At 60.4% G+C, this 17875-nt stretch carries 13 protein-coding genes; 6 read left to right on the forward strand and 7 right to left on the reverse strand.

Annotation, left to right across the window (positions count from 1 at the left end; all coding sequences use genetic code 11):
- Positions 1 to 404 precede the first annotated feature (404 nt).
- The 4 genes from mgtE to truA all read left to right on the forward strand — a co-directional run bounded on the left by mgtE (position 405) and on the right by truA (position 5651).
- Positions 405 to 1769 (forward strand): magnesium transporter, encoded by a 1365-nt coding sequence (gene mgtE, locus Q355_RS0110070; RefSeq protein ID WP_027877687.1) that lies wholly within the window; start codon positions 405 to 407, stop codon positions 1767 to 1769.
- A 281-nt stretch (positions 1770 to 2050) separates the two neighbouring features.
- Positions 2051 to 3619, forward strand: coding sequence for an ABC transporter permease (locus Q355_RS0110075; RefSeq protein ID WP_027877688.1), 1569 nt, complete (start codon positions 2051 to 2053; stop codon positions 3617 to 3619).
- A complete protein-coding gene (locus Q355_RS0110080; protein ID WP_084496104.1) occupies positions 3616 to 4707 on the forward strand; it encodes an ABC transporter ATP-binding protein in 1092 nt (363 codons plus the stop codon). Before Q355_RS0110075 ends, Q355_RS0110080 begins: the two co-directional genes overlap by 4 nt.
- A gap of 185 nt (positions 4708 to 4892) precedes the next feature.
- The gene (gene truA / locus Q355_RS0110085; RefSeq protein WP_027877690.1) at positions 4893 to 5651 is read left to right on the forward strand and encodes a tRNA pseudouridine(38-40) synthase TruA; all 759 of its coding nucleotides are present in this window, start codon (positions 4893 to 4895) and stop codon (positions 5649 to 5651) included.
- On the opposite strand, the gene Q355_RS0110090 is transcribed toward truA, so the two are convergent.
- From Q355_RS0110090 to erpA, 6 genes are all read right to left on the reverse strand, one after another.
- A complete protein-coding gene (locus Q355_RS0110090; RefSeq protein WP_245597551.1) occupies positions 5639 to 6427 on the reverse strand; it encodes a hypothetical protein in 789 nt (262 codons plus the stop codon). The genes truA and Q355_RS0110090 overlap by 13 nt on opposite strands.
- Before the next feature lie 509 nt (positions 6428 to 6936).
- Complete coding sequence (locus Q355_RS0110100) at positions 6937 to 8154, reverse strand: ABC transporter permease (RefSeq protein WP_027877692.1); 1218 nt, start codon at positions 8152 to 8154, stop codon at positions 6937 to 6939.
- Positions 8155 to 8162: 8 nt separating this feature from the next.
- Positions 8163 to 9173, reverse strand: coding sequence for an ABC transporter permease (locus tag Q355_RS0110105; protein ID WP_027877693.1), 1011 nt, complete (start codon positions 9171 to 9173; stop codon positions 8163 to 8165).
- Between the two features lie 221 nt (positions 9174 to 9394).
- A complete protein-coding gene (locus Q355_RS0110110) occupies positions 9395 to 11242 on the reverse strand; it encodes a peptide ABC transporter substrate-binding protein (protein ID WP_027877694.1) in 1848 nt (615 codons plus the stop codon).
- Positions 11243 to 11527: 285 nt separating this feature from the next.
- Positions 11528 to 13402: a peptide ABC transporter substrate-binding protein gene (locus Q355_RS0110120; RefSeq protein ID WP_027877695.1), complete on the reverse strand. Its 1875-nt coding sequence runs from the start codon at positions 13400 to 13402 to the stop codon at positions 11528 to 11530.
- A gap of 352 nt (positions 13403 to 13754) precedes the next feature.
- Positions 13755 to 14147: an iron-sulfur cluster insertion protein ErpA gene (gene erpA, locus Q355_RS0110125; RefSeq protein ID WP_036259237.1), complete on the reverse strand. Its 393-nt coding sequence runs from the start codon at positions 14145 to 14147 to the stop codon at positions 13755 to 13757.
- 158 nt (positions 14148 to 14305) lie between these two features.
- On the opposite strand from erpA, the gene Q355_RS0110130 reads away from it, so the two are divergent.
- A complete protein-coding gene (locus tag Q355_RS0110130; RefSeq protein ID WP_027877697.1) occupies positions 14306 to 15448 on the forward strand; it encodes a M24 family metallopeptidase in 1143 nt (380 codons plus the stop codon).
- Positions 15449 to 15633: 185 nt separating this feature from the next.
- Positions 15634 to 16575 carry a ribose-phosphate diphosphokinase gene (locus Q355_RS0110135; protein ID WP_027877698.1) on the forward strand — a complete coding sequence of 314 codons (942 nt, stop codon included), beginning with the start codon at positions 15634 to 15636 and terminating at the stop codon, positions 16573 to 16575.
- Between the two features lie 76 nt (positions 16576 to 16651).
- Here Q355_RS0110135 and Q355_RS0110140 read toward each other — a convergent pair whose 3' ends face one another.
- Positions 16652 to 17818 carry an LCP family protein gene (locus tag Q355_RS0110140; RefSeq protein WP_027877699.1) on the reverse strand — a complete coding sequence of 389 codons (1167 nt, stop codon included), beginning with the start codon at positions 17816 to 17818 and terminating at the stop codon, positions 16652 to 16654.
- Positions 17819 to 17875: the final 57 nt, after the last annotated feature.

The following is a 17875-nucleotide window of genomic DNA, read 5'->3' on the forward strand; positions in this document are numbered from 1 at the left end:
ATCGGTGCCCGCATGAAACGCTCGGGGATGCAGTGGAGTCGCCCTGGGGCTTCGCGCACAGCAGCCCACCGCGCCCAGCTATGTAGTTCCCATCCGCTGGTGGCCTTCGAGGCCCTGAGGTGGAGGGCTTTCCCTGTACGGAATTGCTGAGATGCACCCCAAAAGAAGTTTTTTCTTGCTTGCAAAGCCTGGAGGTGCTAGGCTACTCGAGGCGCTTTGCTAAGCAGGAAGCATTGGGGTTTTCTGCTGATCGCAAAAGCTCAGGAGGCACCGTGGAAGATCACAGTTCTAGTCGAAGATTTTGCCCGGTGTGCTCCCACACCGAGTAATCCTCGACAAACCGTGTACCCTGCGGAGCTTCCTTCCAAGATTCGGCTCAGGCCGAAAACCGAAGGAGGCCGCATATGTACGACAGCGAAACCTTGGTTGGGCTGGAAGCCCTCAAAAACGCTCTTCGCGAGAGTGACGCCTTCAAGGTTAAGGCTGCGCTGGAAGAGCTATACCCCGCACAGATCCTGGAACATTGGGCAGAGTTCGCCCCCGAGCACCGCCGGGCCATCCTGACCCTGCTCTCCCCCGCCGAGGCCGCGGAGGTCTTTAGCCACCTCGAGGAGGCCGAACAGGCCGAACTTCTGGAAGCCCTGCCGCCCTGGCGGGTCAAGGAACTGCTGGAGGAGCTTTCGCTCGACGACCTGGCCGATGCCATCAACGCCGTCGAGGAAGAAAACAGCCCCGAAGCTGCTGAAGCCTTGTTACAGCAGCTAGACCCCGAGACCCGGGCCGAGGTAGAAGAGCTGGCCGAGTACGAAGAGGACGAGGCCGGGGGCATCATGACCTCGGAGTACATCGCGGTACGGGACAATATGCGGGTCGAGGAGGTGTTCCGCTTCCTCAGGCGCGAGGCCCCGGACGCAGAGCAAATTTACGTGATTTACGTGGTAGATGCCGAGCAGCATCTAAAAGGGGTGCTTACCCTGCGTGACCTGATCGTGGCCGATCCCAAAACCCGCGTTTCGGAGATCATGAACCCCGATGTGATTTACGTGCGCGACGACACCGACCAGGAGGAAGTGGCCCGGCTGATGGCCGACTACAACTTTACGGTGCTGCCAGTAGTGAACGAGGACAAAAAACTGGTCGGGATCGTAACCATCGACGACGTAGTAGACGTAATCGAAGAGGAAGCCACCGAAGACATCTACCGCCTGGGTGCGGTGGAGTCGCCCGAGCTGGTGTACAGCAAATCGAGTGTGTGGGAGCTGTGGAGCGCCCGGGTACGCTGGCTGATTATCCTGATCGTGACCGGCAGCATTACCAGCAGCATTTTGCAGGGCTTCGAGTCGGTGCTCGAGGCCGTCACTGCCTTGGCCTTTTATGTGCCAGTGCTGGTAGGCACCGGGGGCAATACCGGAAACCAGTCCAGCACCCTGATTGTGCGAGCCCTGGCCACCCGCGACGTGTCTTTGGGCGACTGGCTGCGCATCATACGTAAGGAGCTGGGCGTTGGTGTGCTGCTGGGTATAACCCTGGCTGGCCTGCTAACCATCAAGGTACTGATTGACGGACAGGTTCAACTGCTGTGGGTGGTGGGCATTTCGCTAGCCCTGGTGGTGCTGCTGGCCAACGTGGTGGGCGCCATGTTGCCCCTGCTGCTACGACGGCTTAAGCTCGACCCCGCCCTTATTTCCAACCCCCTGATTGCCACCGTTACCGACGTAACCGGGCTGGTGGTATACCTGAGCGTGGCCCGCTGGCTGCTGGAGCTGTAACGGCCAGACTTCTCCCACAATTGAGCTGCCCACCTGGCCATTGTGCCAAGCGCCTGATTGGCCTTACGGGCAGGCCGCGTGCGGAAAACCATAAATCCCGACAAAGATACTTGATTTATTGGTTGCCGCTTGCTAGCGTTGAGGGCGCGGTTGCCGGTTGGCAAGGCACGCTCCTGAGGTGCCTGGCAAAGCTGGCTACCCCAAGGCTGCCCTGCTGATGCACCCGGGCAATTTTCAACTGTTCTGCTTTTTTTGACACGCCTTTTCTGAACCTGACTGCGATGTTTTCTAGTCTGACCCGACCCATCCCCAAACCCCTGCTGGCAGTGGCCTGGCTGGTGGGTTCGGCGGTGGTGTTGCCGATGCTGTACCTGGTGCTGCGGGCCGCCGAAGCCGAGCCCCACCAGCTCGCCGAGATTGTGTTGCGGGAGCGCAATCTACAGTTGCTTGGCAACACACTGGCGCTACTGGTGGGGGTGATTGCCCTTACGACGGCGCTGGCCCTCCCGCTGGCCTGGATTACCAGCCGCACCGACCTGCGGGGCAAGCGCTTTTGGACAGTTTTGCTGGTGCTGCCGCTGGCAGTGCCTGGATATGTGGGGGTGTTTGGGTTCTTTGGGGCCGCCGGGGCCAGCGGCTGGCTGGAAAGCTTGCTGGGCTTTCCCTGGCCCCGGCCCACGGGCTACCTGGGGGCCTTAGGGGTGCTGACCCTTTTTACCTACCCGTACCTGTTTTTGAACCTGCGGGCCGCACTCTTGGGGCTGGATGTGGGCCTCGAGGAGTCCGCCCGCAGCCTGGGCTACAGGGGCCTCGAGGTCTTCTGGCGGGTGGTGTTGCCCCAGCTCCGGCCCGCCCTGTATGCCGGCTGGCTCCTCATCGGGCTGCACGTGCTGGGCGACTTTGGGGTAGTCAGCCTGGTGCGCTTCGAAACCTTCAGCTATGCCATCTATCTGCAATACTCGGCCTCCTTCGACCGGATATATGCCGCCTGGCTCTCGCTGATGCTGATTGGGCTAACCGGAAGCCTGCTCTGGCTCGAGGCCCGCCTGCTCAAGAACCTCTCCCTGAGCCGGGTAGGGCTTGGTAGCGCAAGGCGACCCCAACCGGCCAGGCTGGGGGCCTGGCGGTTGCCCGCAATAGCCCTGATGGGGGTGCCCATTGTGGGGGCTCTGGTGGTACCGCTCACCTCCATTGTGTACTGGCTGGCACAGTACCCCGGCACCTATGTGAATGGCTTGGGTGGCATCCTGGAAGCCTTGCGAAACTCGGTTCAGGCCGCTGCCCCCGCAGCCATGCTGGCCACCTGTTTGGCCCTGCCCCTGGCCTACCTGGGGGTGCGCTACCCCAGCAGGCTCGCGAGGCTTCTCGAGCGCACCGCCTACATCGGCTACGCCACACCCCCGCTGGCCTTTGCCCTGGCCCTCATTTTCTTCAGTCTGCGCGGGATGCCCTTCCTTTACCAGACCCTGGCCCTGCTAATTCTGGCCTATGCGCTGCACTTCCTGGCCGAGGCCATCGGCCCCATCCGCAGCGCGCTCTACCAGGCCCCACCCCGGCTCGAGGAGGCCGCCCGCAGCCTGGGCTATAAACCCCTGCAGGCCTTCCTGAAAGCCACCTTCCCCCTGCTCAGGCGGGGCATGCTAGCCAGCATGGCCCTGGTGTTTTTGTCGGCGGTAAAGGAACTTCCCCTCACCTTCTTGCTGGCTCCGGTGGGGTATTCTACGCTTTCGACACGCATCTGGGGCTACACCTCGGAAGCCATGTTTGCCGAAGCGGCCCCCTATGCCCTCCTGATCGTGCTATTCTCGGCTGGATTGGTGGGCTTACTACTCTCCCAGGAACGACGATGAAAACTCAAAGCGCCGAACGCCCTTCCACCGAGGCCCTGGCCCGCGCCCCTATCCTGCAAGTGCAGGGCCTGACCAAGCGCTTCCACCCCGATTTCCCTCCTGTGGTACAGGCGGTGAGTTTTGCGGTGGATCAAGGCGAGGTGTTTGCCCTCCTGGGGCCCTCGGGCTGCGGGAAAACCACCACCCTGCGTCTGATTGCCGGCTTTGAGCAACCCGACAGCGGTCAGATCTGGTTGGACGGCCGGGAAATCACCCGCCACCCCCCAGAACAGCGCGGCATCGGCTTTGTTTTCCAGGACTATGCGCTGTTTCCCCATCTGAGTGTGTTCGAGAACGTGGCCTTCGGTCTGCGCCACCTGCGGGGAAAAGAGCGGCAGGCGCGTGTGATGGAGGTGCTGGGCCTGGTTGGTCTGACTGTTTTCAAAGACCGCAAGCCCGGCGAGCTTTCGGGGGGGCAGCAGCAGCGGGTAGCCCTGGCCCGCGCCATTGCCCCCGGCCCCAAGCTGGTGCTGCTCGATGAGCCCTTTAGTAGCCTGGACGCCGCCCTGCGCCAGTCCACCCGCGACGAGGTGCGGACGCTGCTAAAGCAGTCGGGCATAGGGGCTATTCTGGTCACCCACGACCAGGAAGAGGCCCTCTCCTTTGCCGACCGGCTGGCCGTGATGCGGAGTGGGCAGCTCGAGCAAGTGGGCACCCCGGAGGAGGTTTATCATCGCCCCCGTACCCCCTTCGTGGCCCAGTTTCTGGGCCGCACCAACCTGATCCCCGGCGAAGCCCGGGGCCTCGAGGCCGAAACGCCCCTGGGACGCATAATGCTCTTTGAGGAGGCCCACGGCGCGGTGCTGCTCTCCTTGCGCCCCGAAGGTCTGGGCCTGGCCGTCCCCTTAGGACACCTGGGCATAGACGGAAAGCAGCTCGAGGGTACTGTGCTCGCCCGCGAGTTTAAAGGCCACGACATGACCTACCGCATCCAGCTTGGCAACCGCGAGCTAATTGTGCAGGAAAGCCCGGAAAGCCCCTTTTACCCAGGCGACAAGGTGCGGGTACTGGTGCGGGCCAAAGCGGTGGTGGTGGGGCGGGGCAGGTAACCCCCAGCCAAAGCATGCTGTCTGTTCTGGGGGACGATCCCTTTCAGGACTCGCTGGCGCTCGTGCACCCGTGGGACGATCCTTTTCAGGACTCGCTGGCGCTACAGGCAATTGTTTTCCCCCAGGCAACCACAGGTAAAATGTCAATCGCCTTGGAAGACCTCGAGCCAGCCCAAAACAAAAATCTGAGGCGCATTCTGCTCACCCTCGAGTACGACGGCACCAATTTTGCAGGCCTGCAAACCCAGGCCCAGGGCGAGCGCACGGTGCAGCAGGAGCTCGAGGCCGCCCTCAGCAAAATTCCTGGCGCAAGACCCAAAATCTGGCCCTGTGGCCGCACCGACGCGGGGGTGCATGCCATAGCCATGCCAGTACATTACGATACCGAAGACAGCATCCCCACCGAAAAAATCCCCTATGCCCTGAATAGTCTGCTGCCTCCGGATATTCGGGCCATCGCTGCCGAGGAGGTCGCACCGGACTTTCACGCCCGCAAAAGCTGCCACTGGCGTGAGTACCGCTACCGCATCCTGCAACGCCGGATGCCCCCTGCCCTGGATCGCCACCGGGTGTGGTGGATTCCACAGTCGCTCAACCTGATCCCCATGCGCCATGCGCTGGAGCACCTGGTGGGCACACACGATTTTCGGGCTTTTGCCGTAAAGGAGGAGCGCAGCACCATCCGGCAAATCTACCGTACCCACCTGGAAGTGTGGCCTGCCGAGGGTGGGCGGGAAATTTGGCTCGAGTTCGTGGGGTCTGGCTTTCTGCGCGGCCAGGTACGCAGCATGGTGGGCACCCTGGTAGAGGTCGGTCTGGGCAAGCGCAACTCCGGTTCCATTCTGGCTCTGCTCGAGGGCGGCACCCGCAAGGATGCAGGCGCTACCGCTCCCGCCCATGGCCTCTACTTTGTGCGCGCGGGCTACCAGCCCTACCGCCAGTAGAGCTGCACGTACACCCGTACCGCCTCCACCGGGGCCCTGGAGAGGTCTACACCCAAGCGCAACCCATCGTTCCAGCTATAGGCCGCCCCAATCAGCAGTTTACGCGGCTCTTGCAGCCAGGCCTGAAACCGATCCTCGGGCAGAAAAGGGCTGTTCTCACCCAGGTAGTCCCAATCCGGGTTCCACCACAAGAGCGCTTCGAAACGGCCTTTATCCAGGGCCTCCACCCAGGCTTGGGTCTCACTATCGCAGGGACACTGCAACATAAAAGCCAGGGCCTGCCCCAGCGGGAGGGGCAAGGAAGCTGTACTCCAAAAGCCCCGATCCCGCTGCCAAAAGAGCCCCACCTCTCGACCCTGTAACCCCATCCGGGGAATAAGGCTCAGGGAGGACTCTGGTTCCCCCAGGCCACTTGGCATCTGCACAATTTCTACGAACGTGCCTAGTTGGAAAATTCCAGCGCTGGCCCCCACAAAACCCTGACCCCCCACAAGCCCGGCATGGGGCAGGTAGGCCATTTCCAGGCTAAGCCACGGAATTTCGCTGGGGCCATACCGGGCAAACACCCCCCAGCGTCCGTCCCGTCCCATCAGGGTATCGTCCCAGGGGCCGCTGTAATCATGGCGCTTCCCCAGGCTCAGAACAAAATCCCCCAAATCGGTTTCGGCGACAGCCTCTAGGAGACCAAACTGCACCGCCGAATCGTACCAAAGGCCCAGGTCGGCTCGAGCCCTTACCCCTTCCCAGCGGGTTTGGGCCTGCAGCCTTCCACCCAAAGCCAACCCCCACTCCAGCGATGCAGACGGGCCTGGAGCCCCGTTGTACCCCAAAGAAAACTGCACTATCCCTGAGGGTTGCAGACATAGCACCTTTTCCTCTGGAACTACACAGTCCCATGAAACCCGAAACGTAGAGTCGTTCTGGGCAAAAACAAGCTGCGAAATAGCCAAAAAACTTGCCAGCAACGCAATCCGCATTCCTCTACAATACAGCCTCCTCGACCCAAACTCAGGCCGAAATCCACACACCCATCGGATCGGGTTGGTACAAGACCGCCAGCCCCACAACGCACCGCGGTTCTTGCAAATACTCGGAACTAATTACCCAGTACCGCAAAACGCCGCACTGGGTATTCGTAGGAACCATCATAAGAAATGTCTTTGCTTCGTCCTTTTTGCTGGGGCCCCCACCTGAAGCTGTGCCAGGAGCTGCCCTTGCATCTGGCCGGCTTTGACCTGCCCTAAACAGAAAGCTTCAGGTGGGGTTCATATCAGAACTGGCCGGTTTACAACCTGCTGCGCGGGTCGAGCGCATCCCGCAGGCCGTCGCCCAGGTAGTTGAAGGCCAGCACCGTCAGGAAAATCATGAAGCCCGGGGCCAGGGCCAGCCAGGGCGCGGTAAAGATGTACTCCTGGGCCTTGGTGAGCATGTTGCCCCAGGTGGCCACCGGCGGCTGGATGCCAAAGCCCAAAAACGAGAGGGCGGCCTCGGTCAGAATGGCCCCACCAATGGCCAGGGTGGCGTTCACAATCAGGGGTGCCAGGGTATTGGGCACCAGGTGGCGGAACATGATGCGGGCATCCCCAGCTCCCAGGGCCTGGGCTGCGGTGGTGAAATCCTGTTCGCGCAAGCTCAGCACCGCTCCACGAATCAACCGACCCGTTCCGATCCAGCCAAACAGCACGATGATGGTGATGATAATGAAAACCGAAGCCGACTCCCCAAACACGCTCTGGGCCCACTGCCCCACCGCTCCCTGGGTGTCTCGCAGTAGCGCCGAGAGCACCAGCAGCAGGGGCAGCTCAGGGATGGTCAGCATAAAGTCCATAAAGCGCGAGATAACCACGTCCAGGTCAATCTTGCCTTGACCAAAAAGACCCCATCCCGCAATGAATAAAATCAGGCCCCACACCAGCGCCAAGCCCAGCAACGAAAGCACGTTGTTAAGGGTGAGGGTACCCGAGAAGAGCGCCTGTATATTGGCACCGGACAGCTCCCAGGCTAGGTCGGCGGCCAGGAAAAGCAGCCCGTACAGCAGCACCCACGACACCACACGCCACAGCGCAAAAGGCCAGGGTTTCCAGCCGCCCGCCACTTTTGCGAAAGGGCCCACATAAAAACGAAGGGGCCGGCCCGAGAAGTAGCCGGCGAGAACCCCCAGGGTAGTTCCCAGCAAAGCCGCAGCAAAGGCGGCCACAAAGCCTACCAGCAGCGATATGCGTGCGCCGTAGATGATGCGCGATAGCACATCCCGGCCTAGCTCGTCGGTGCCCAGCCAGTGCTCCCGGGTCGGGCCCAGGAAGTAGTAGTCAGCTAGGTTCTCGCCCGTAGGCTGGGCGGTGGGGCTGTAGGGGGCAATCCAGGGGGCGAAAATAGCCATCAAGATCAAAGTAATCACCACCCCCAGCGAAACCATTGCCGCCTTGTGCTTGCGGAACCGGCGCCAGGCCAGCGCCCAGGTAGACTGGGGTTTTTGTTTAGAAGCAGTTGCAACAGCAGCCATAAAGCCCCCTAACTATAGCGGATGCGGGGATCCACCACCGCATACATCAAGTCGGCCAACAGGTTGAAGGTAGCCGTGAGCAAGGCCAGAAAAGCCAGTGCCGCCATCGCTACGTTGTAGTCTTTTTCGACCAGGGAGTCGAAAATGGCCCGCCCCATGCCGGGGTAGGAGAAGATGGTCTCGGTAATCACCGCTCCACCAAACACCCCGGGAATCGCCAGACCCACCAGCGTGACGATGGGGATCAGCGCGTTGCGCAAGGCGTGTTTGTAGAGCACGATGCGCTCGCTCAGACCTTTGGCCCTGGCGGTGCGCACATAGTCCTGGTTCAGAACCTCGAGCAAACTGGCCCGCATGTAGCGTGTCCAGGAGGCCATCTGGATGGTCGAGAGGGCCAGCACCGGCAACACCAGCTTAAAAGCCCAGTCCCCAATGAACTGGAAGAAGGTGATCTCGCCGCTGAGCACCTGCGACCACTGGAAGTCGGAAATGCTCTGCACAGGGAACTTGGGGAACCAGGGTACCCGCTCGGGCAACCACACCGCGAACACGAACAAGAGCAAGATTCCCAGGAAGAAAATAGGCATGGAAAAGCCCACGAACGAGAAGAAGGTGATCACGTAGTCGGCCCGGCTATACTGGCGCACCGCCGAAAAGATGCCCACCGGAATGGCCACCAGCAAGGCCAGGGTCAGGGCTGCACCCGACAGGATGAGCGTGCGGGGCAGGCGCTGGCCAAAGATAATTTGTCCGGCTGGCGAAGCATAGGTACGGGACTGGCCAAAGTCGCCCTGGATAGCCCGCCCAAGCCACTTGAAATAGCGCACATACACGGGCTGATCCAGACCGTAGGCCCGGCGCAGCTGCTCCAGCTGCTCGGCAGTAATCCGGGGGTTTTGCTGGCGTAGTTCGTCCAGCGGGTCTCCAGGTTGCAGGGCCAACAAAGTAAAAATCACAACGGAGGCTGCAAACAGCAAGGGAATCATTTGCAGCAGTCGGCGAACCGTGTAAGCAAACACGCCCTACATAATACCTTGTCGACAAGCCTTTTGTATGCGTACCCCGGTATTCAAAAACCTACCCAACCCCTCAAGAGTCAAGCGAGATAGGCATTTTTCTGTTTACAGAAAGCATTTATTACACCCTTTGGTTTACCCATCCACCAATTGGTGGATGCTTATCGCCATTGGCAAAAAAAGCCTCCCTGACGGGAGGCATTCAGAGAGCACAACAAACGGCGTTACTTGATGGGTTGGCCGTACTTGGCCTGGTCGTAAACCTTTTGTGCGCCCCTGGATTGCCAGCCAATTAACCACGGTTCAATGGTGGGGTAAGCCGAGTTGGCAAAGGTAGAAGAAACGTAGTTCAACAAACCCACCCGGAAAACCCGCGCATCAGACTGGAAGTACAGGGGGATCATGGCAACTTCGTCAGCCCAGATCTCCTGCATGCGGGCAAAGAGCTGCTTGCGGCGGTTGACATCAAACTCGAGCACCGCCTGGTTGCGCAGACGGTCATACTCCTCGTTGCACCAGCCCCCAAAGTTGAGCCCGCGGAAGCCGTTTTCCCGGGTGGGCACGTACACCACCTTGCCCTCCTCATCCCGGCAGGCCGAGCGCACCCCATCGTCGGCCTGGCCCATGCTAAAAGCAAAGTGCAGGAAGCCCGTCCAGGTACCCTCCTGGGCCCTGGCCCGGTACTGCGCCCCGAGCACCACCGCGCTGGGGGCATTGTTGATGCGAACCGCAATCCCCACCTGACGGTAGTTCTCGGCCACAAACTGCTGGATGCGCTCACGCACCTGGTTGCCCGCGGTGGTGGCCCACTCAATCTCAAAGCGCACGGTACGCCCATCTACGGTGCGTTGCAAAATGCCGTCCGGGCCAGGCCGCCAACCCAGTTCGGCCAGCAGTTGACGGGCCCGCTCGGGGTTGTAAGGGTACTTGGTGACATTTGGGTTAAACATGGGGTTCTTGGGAGAAACCCATGTGTGAGCCACCGTATAGAGCCCGTCAAAGAAGGCCTTGGTGATGCCCTCACGGTTCATGGCATAAATCAGGGCCTGGCGGGTCTTGACGTTATCAAGCATCAGATCGCGCACTCGCTGCACATTGGCAAACTGGTTAATCTCCAGGTGCTCGAAGAATGGGGTTTCTACTGCCCATATCTCGAAGCGTCCTGGCGCACGGCTGGTGAGTTGCTTGCTACGCCCCTGGTCGAAGGTTATGGAGACGCTCGAGGCTGCGTCAATCCCACCCCCCAGAATGGCTACCAAGAGCGAGTTGGTGTTCTGGATGATGCGGTAGACCACCCGCTGCACGTATTTTTCTTCGCCCCCCGGGGGTTTGATCCAGAAGCGGGGGTTGCGCTGCATCTCGATGGTGCTGCCCGGTACCCAGCGGGTCAGGGTAAAGGGGCCCGAATATACCATCCGTCCGCTGTTCAGGAACTGAGGGGTAGAAAACTGGGTAAAGAAGTTGCGGAAAATTTCAGCCTGTCGCGCGGTATCGTTGGTCTGGGCAGCCGCAGCTTTGGCCTTGTCCCACTCCGCGCGCATGATGTGGTTGGGGGCGTAGTACACCTGGTTGATGTCCAGGTCGTAGAAGTAGGCTGGTTCCAGGCTTACCGTGAAGTTGCGGGCATCCCGTACCCGCAGGGTAGCCCGGTCGAAAAAGTCGATGGCGGTCGAGGGCACCCCTTTGGTTTTGCCCATCTCGAAGAACAGGGCCACGTCCTCGGTGCTGATGGGCCGCCCGTCCGACCAGACCGCATCGGGCCGGATGGTGTAATCGAGCTCGAGGCGACGCACCCCCGGGCGCACCGTGGTAAAGCGCAGGCGGTTGTTCTGGGTTGTGGGCACCTCTGTCACCACCACCGGAATTACATTGAGGTCGCGGGTGGTCTGCACGATGGGGGCAAACAAAAAGTTTTCGATCTCAAACTTGATGGACTGGTTGGAGATGGCATTGACCACGTCCCCTGCCAGGGCCCGTGGCTCCTGGGCCGCCCCAATAATCAGGCTGTTGTCCTGGGGGCCAGCCAGGGCCAATCCACCCAGTAGCATCCAGGCCATGAGCATTCGTTTCATAAGACCTCCTCTTGTAGCCAGTGATTGGCTGGGCTTGATTGTATTGCCTGTCATGTGATTTGTGTACCTACCTTGAAGGCTCGAGGCAGTTCAAAAAATGATAAGAGATGTCTTTGATTTGTTCTTTTGCTGGGGCCCCCACCTGAAGCTGCGCCAGGAACCGCCCTTGCATCCGGTTGGTTTTGACCTGCCCTAAACAGAAAGCTTCAGGTGGGGTTCATATGACCTGGCCCGCACAACAAAAAAGCCAGGGGTTTCCCCCTGGCTTTGCCATTGACAGATGTCTTACTTGATGGCGATGCCACCGGCCTGTGCCTGATCGTGGCGCTTAACTGCCCCACGGCTGGCCCAACCGATTTCCCAGGAGTTCCATCCGGGGTAGCCGTTGCCACCCGAGTAGGTCGAGGCCACATAGTTGACCAGACCCGTGCGGGTTACCAGGAAGTTGGAGCGGAAGCGCAGGGGCAGGGCGGGCAGTTCTTCGGCCCAGATCTCCTGAGCGCGGGCAAAGAGCTGCTTGCGGCGGGCTTCGTCGAACTCGAGCACACCCTGGCTGGTCAGGCGGTCGAACTCGTCGTTGCGCCAGTTGCCAATGTTCTGCCCAGCGTAGTTGTTTTCCTTGCTAGGCACTAGGATTGAACCCGTATTGAGGTTCTTGTATTGGAACAGGTTGCCGTCTTCGGCCAGGCTGCTCACCCAGGCAAACATGAAGAACAGCCACTTGCCGTCCTCACCCCGCTGGATGAAGTCGTCGGCGAAAACCACCGCGCTGGGGGCGTTGGCGGTTTTGACCGCAATCCCAACCTGACGCCACTGCTCGATGAAGAGCTGCTGGGTACGTTCGCGGATGGCGTTGCCAGCGGTGGTCACCCACTCCAGCTCAAAGCGTACCGTACGGCCATCCACCGTCCGCTGCAGGATACCGTCGGGGCCGGGACGCCAGCCCACCTGGGCCAGCAACTCGCGGGCACGGGCCGGGTTGTACTCGTACTTCTTCACGTTGGGGTTGAAGAGGGGGTTGGAGGGCGCCACCCAGGTGTGGGAAACCGGCTCCGCACCATCGAAGAAGGCCTGCACCCAGGCCTCGCGGTTGATGGCGTGCAACAGGGCCTGGCGGGTGCGCTTGTCGTCGAGGGTCAGGTCACGCACGCGTTGCACGTTGGTGAACTTGTTGATGTCAATGTGCTCCCAGATGGCGCCCGGAATGGCCCAGATCTCGAAGCGGCCAGCGGCACGGCTGGTGAGCTGCTTGCTGCGGGCCTGGTCGGCAGAGATACCCACGGTCGAGGTCGCGTCGATGCCGCCACCCAGAATGGCCACCAAGAGCGAGTTGGTGTTCTGAATGATGCGGTAGACCACCCGCTGCACGTACTTATCGGCGCCACCCTGTGGCACGATGGCGTTGAAGTTGGGGTTGCGCACCAGCTCGATGGAGCTGTTGGAAACCCAACGTTGCACCTTAAAGGGGCCGCTGTAGACCATGCGCCCGGCATTGATGGCCTGGTTGGAAGCAAACTGCTGGAAGAAGTTGCGGTACAGCTCGTTCAGCCGCTGGGCATCGCGATCGGGGTTGAGGGGGGCGGCAGCCGCTTTGACCTTCTCCCACTCGGGGCCCATCTTGTGTACCGGTGCGTAGCCAATGGGCGAGCCGTAGGTGTCGTAGTAGTAGGCCGGCTCGAAGATGACGGTCATGTTCTGCTTGTCGCGGACACGCAGGTTGACCCGCTCCCAGTAGTCGGGGTTGTTGAGGGCCATCCCCTTGGCCTTACCGACTTCGAAGTAGAAAGCAAAGTCGTCGGTGTCCAGGGGGTCGCCATCCGACCAGCGCAGGTTGGGCTTCAGGGTGATGTCAATCTCCAGGCGACGCTTGCCACCACCAATGTCGGTCACCCGCAAACGGCGGTTGGCCAGGGTGGGCACCTCGGTAGCCAGCACCGCTTCGTTTTCGGCCTTCAGGTTCTGCACAATCAGGGGCGCAAAGAGGTAGTTCTCGATCTCAACCTTGATGGACTGGTTGGAGATCACGTTGAGGAAGTCACCCCCAAGCACCCGCGGTTCCTGAGAAGTCCCGATAATCAGGCTGTTGTCAGCGGGGCCCGCCAGCGCCGCACCGGCCACTAAAGTTAGACCTAGTGCAACAATCTTGCTATAACGATTCATCTAGCCTCCTTTGGGATTCTATGTTTCCATAGAATCGTTTAACTATGGCATTTTGCCGTCCCTATTATAGCCATCTAAGCAAGTCCGTCAAATAAAGCCCAAATGAGCTGGGGGCTTGCTGGGCTTGAGCACTTGTTTAGTCCGGCGCGTGGTTTTGGCTGTTTAGAACCAGCTTTATCCACCAATTGATGGATAAAAGCTCCATCGTGCCATTGATATGGCTCAGCTTTACCCCACGGTGCGTGGGATCGCGGTACCACCACACGCAGGCGGCAGGGTAAACACAAGCCCAGCGCCCACCCGGTTGCCAGTTTGGCTCCAGCCAAGGGGGGCCGCAAAAGCAGTCGGGGCTTCAGGTGCTGCAGCAACTGCCGCTGCCTTCGCCTTCGGGAGCTTTGGCTCCATCGGTGCGGAAGGAGTGTCCGCAGCCGCACGAGGAGGTGGCGTTGGGGTTATTCACACTGAAGCCCCCACCCATGAGGTTTTCGACCCAGTCCACCTCGGCACCCGCAAGCAGCGGTAAGGACATGCGATCTACTACCAGGCGTACCCCATGCATTTCCACAACGGTGTCGCCCTCGAGCTCTCGTTCATCCACGGCCATGCCATATTGGTAGCCACTACAGCCACCCGACTTGATAAAAACCCGAATGGCCGCCTCGGGTTTGTTGTACCGAGTAAGAATCTCCTTAGCACGCTCGGCTGCCAGGGGTGTAATGGAAATCGCTGTCTGCTCCTGAACCACACAGACCTCCTGACTCAAGATTAGCACGGTGGCAAAGCCAGAACGTAAGCAGGTGCACCCCAGCCGTGCTCCGCTTCGAGGTTCCCGCCACGCACAGCCACATTGAGTCCCGCCCTGTGTTCACAAGGCACACGCCTGGTTCCCCGTAGTATGTACACATGAACATTGCCAAAGCCCAACAAGCCCTGCAAGAAGCCCGCATTCCCGGCTGGTTGCTCTACAGTTTCCAGGGTAGCAACCCGCTGGCCCTGGAAGCCCTGGGGCTCGGGGGGCGGATGCTCAGCCGCCGCTTTGCCTATCTAATTCCGGCGCATGGTGAACCGGTTTTTATTATCCACGCCATCGAGAAAACCAGTTTCCCCGACCTGCCGGGCCGGTGGGTGGTGTTCTCGAGCTGGCCCGAGTTCGTTCAGGCCCTGCAAACGCATGTGGCCCCACTGGGTCGCATCGCCATGGAGTATTACCCAGGTGGAGGCATCCCCTATCTTTCGCGTATCGATGCCGGAACCCTGGAGCTGCTTCGGGGTATGGGGCTCGAGGTGGTCTCCTCGGCAGAGATTCTGTTGCAGTTTCAGACCTGGACACCCGCCGACCTGGCCGCCCATAAGCGCGCAGCCGCGGGCATCGCCGAGGCCTTGAAGCACGCTTTGGGCTTTGTGCGAGCCCGGCTCGATGACCCGCCCAGCGAGCTCCTGGTGCAAAGAGAAATCAGCAAGGTCTTTGAAGCCAGGGGCCTGGTCTTCGACCACCCACCCATGGTGGCCTATGGCCCAAGCGCCGCCAATCCCCACCACACCGTAGGGGAAAGCCGACTGGAGCGAGGTCAGGTGATGTTGATTGACCTGTGGTGCAAGGAGCCCCACGGCCCCTACGCCGATGTAACCTGGATGGCGGGCTGGGCGGTTTCGCAGGAAATCCATAAAGCCTGGGCAGTGGTGCGCAATGCCCGCAATGCGGCCCTCGAGTTTTGTAAACAGGCCTATGCCGCCGGCCGACACCCCAAAGGTTTTGAGCTCGACCGTGCAGCCCGGCAGGTCATCGAGCAGGCTGGCATGGGGGGCTATGTCCTGCACCGCACCGGCCACCACCTGGGCTTTAGCGCCACCCACGGTAACGGAACCCACCTGGACGACCTCGAGAGCCACGATACCCGTCCACTAATTCCTGGCCTGGCCTTTACCATCGAGCCAGGGGTCTACCCCGGGCCTTTTGGCATCCGCAGTGAGATTAACGTTTACCTGCACCCGTCGGGACCCGAGGTTACCACCGGTATACAGCAGGAAATAGAGCCGCTTGAGTGAATACCCGCGGGTATAAGAAATTTTTTTGACTGGTTCTTTTTGCTGGGGCTCCCGCTCGAAGCTGCGCCATTCGCTTAGGCTCTCTACATCAAGGGAACAATCCGGCAAGACTTCATATGAGACAGGGCCCAGCCCGCGCGGGCATCTACCCTGTAGCTCCAATCGTTGTATGCTTTCAGGCGGTTATGGAACGACCCCTGATGGTATTTAGCGGACAGTCCAACCTACCCCTGGCCCAGGAAATAGCCGACAACCTGGGGGTTCCGCTTGGCAAGAGCGTTACCGAGCGCTTTGCCAACGACTGTCTTTTCGTCCGGTACGAACAGAGCCTACGCGAGGGCGATATCTTTATTATTCAGTCGCTCACGCCTCCCGTGCAGGATCACCTGGTAGAGCTCTTGATGATGATTGACGCTGCCAAAAGCAGCAGCGCGGCTCGAGTCACTGCGGTAATTCCCTACTATGCCTATGCCCGCAGCGACAAAAAAGACGCCCCCCGCATCTCCATCGCAGCCCGGCTGGTGGCCGACCTGATTCAGACCGCCGGGGCCGACCGGGTGCTGACCATGACGCTGCACTCGGCCCAGGTGCACGGCTTTTTTAAAGTTCCCGTAGACCACCTTTCCGCCGAGCCGGTAATCGCCAACTACTTTGCCACCCGGGTAGAAAAACTCGAGAACGCCGTGGTGGTAGCGCCCGATGCAGGCGATATCAAGCGGGCCAGCTCGCTGGCCCGCCGCCTGGCCCTGCCCATCGCCTTCATCGATAAACAGCGGCTCTCCGATACCGAGGTCACCTCGAGGGGGTTAGTCGGCGACGTGCGCGGCAAAACAGCCCTGGTTATAGACGACGAGGTCTCCACCGCCGGAACCCTGGTGCAAGCCGCCGACTCCCTTATGCAAAATGGGGCACAGGCGGTATATGCAGCTTTCACCCATGGCGTGTACGTAGGCCCCGCCATTGACCGCATCGAAAAAGCCCCCATCGCGGAGGTGGCGGCCACCAATACCTGTACCTACAAAGCCAGACCCAGCAGCAAAATCAAGCAGCTTAGCGTGGGGCCCCTCTTCGCCGAGGCCATCTGGCGGATTCACCGCGGGGAATCGGTCTCGAGCCTCTTTACCTGATGGCCTGCCTGGCCTGGAACATAAACCTCAGCAGAAGAACGCATCAAGGGTGTGTCCGGCGTCCTGGGAAAACCTGCTACTGGCTCTGCCCGTTGGGGGCAAAGTCGGCGCCGATACGCACCGTAAGGTCGGTGTACAGGGCCGCCTCACCCGATATGCGCCAGGGCAGTCCGAGGGCTATGCCTAGCGCTTCGGCCAGTTCCGAGGCCCCGTTGGCAAGCACCTCGCTGCGCGGAGGCACGCTCTGTACCTCGCGCAGGAGCACCCGCAACCCCAGCTCCCGCAACCTGCCCCGCATCTCGATGGCAGCTGCTTCCTGGGGCGCAGCGTAAAGCACCACCGCCTCTCGGCCCCGCAAGTCTTCCAAGGTTGCTTTGGCTGTGGCCGAAGTGTCGGAAAAATAGCGCTCAACCAGCATTTTTAATTGGGCCCGGTCTACTTCCCAGCCCTGGCCAAACTGACCTGGCATCAGCAGGGAAACCAGCTGGGGTTGTTGCATGGCAAAGCCCATCAGGCTGGCGATTTGCTCGCGGGTCAGGTCGGTACGGATGTTTTGCTCCACGCTGGCAATGGCCTGTGGTATGTGCAACAGTCCGCCAGGTGAAAGGATTTGCTGCTTGAGGGCATGGAAGAAGTTCTGCTGGCGCTGAATACGGCCAATATCGCCTAAAGCATCGTGGCGAAAGCGCAGATATCCTTCGGCCTGCGCGCCACTCAGGTGCTGGCAGCCGGGCTCGAGGTCGATGTCCAGCTTGGCAGCGGTATCCTTGTACTTCATGGGTTTTTCCACACAAACGGTAACGCCGCCCAAGGCATCTACCCCGTTGCGAATGGCCTCAACGCTCACAGCCAGGTAGGCGTCAATCTCGACTCCGGTCAGGTCGCTGACCACCTGCTTGGCCAGCTCGGGGCCACCAAACTTGTTGGCGTGGTTGATGATGTACCAGCCGTAGCCGGGAATCCGCACGTACACATCCCTGGGAATCGAGAGCACCACAATGCGCTTGGTGTTGGGGTCAAAGCGCACCAGCAGATTTACATCCGACAGGCCGCGAAAGTTCTCGGCTGCCCGCTGATGGTAGTACTTGTACTCAGGCGCTACCCCCAGCAACAAGACGGTGAGGGGACGTTCCAGGTTGCGCGGCAGGGTACCGTAGCGCAGCAGGGGTTGGAGCAAAGGGTAGGCCCACCAGGCTGCGCCTATCAAGAGGGCCAGGATTAGCAAAGGTACGATACGCCGCATATCCTTGCCAGTTTAGCCTACCAAGGGTGAGAAAAGCCCGGCTTGCGACCCCAGAAA

Origin of the sequence: Meiothermus cerbereus DSM 11376, assembly GCF_000620065.1 — a bacterium.
GTDB classification, from domain to species: domain Bacteria; phylum Deinococcota; class Deinococci; order Deinococcales; family Thermaceae; genus Meiothermus; species Meiothermus cerbereus.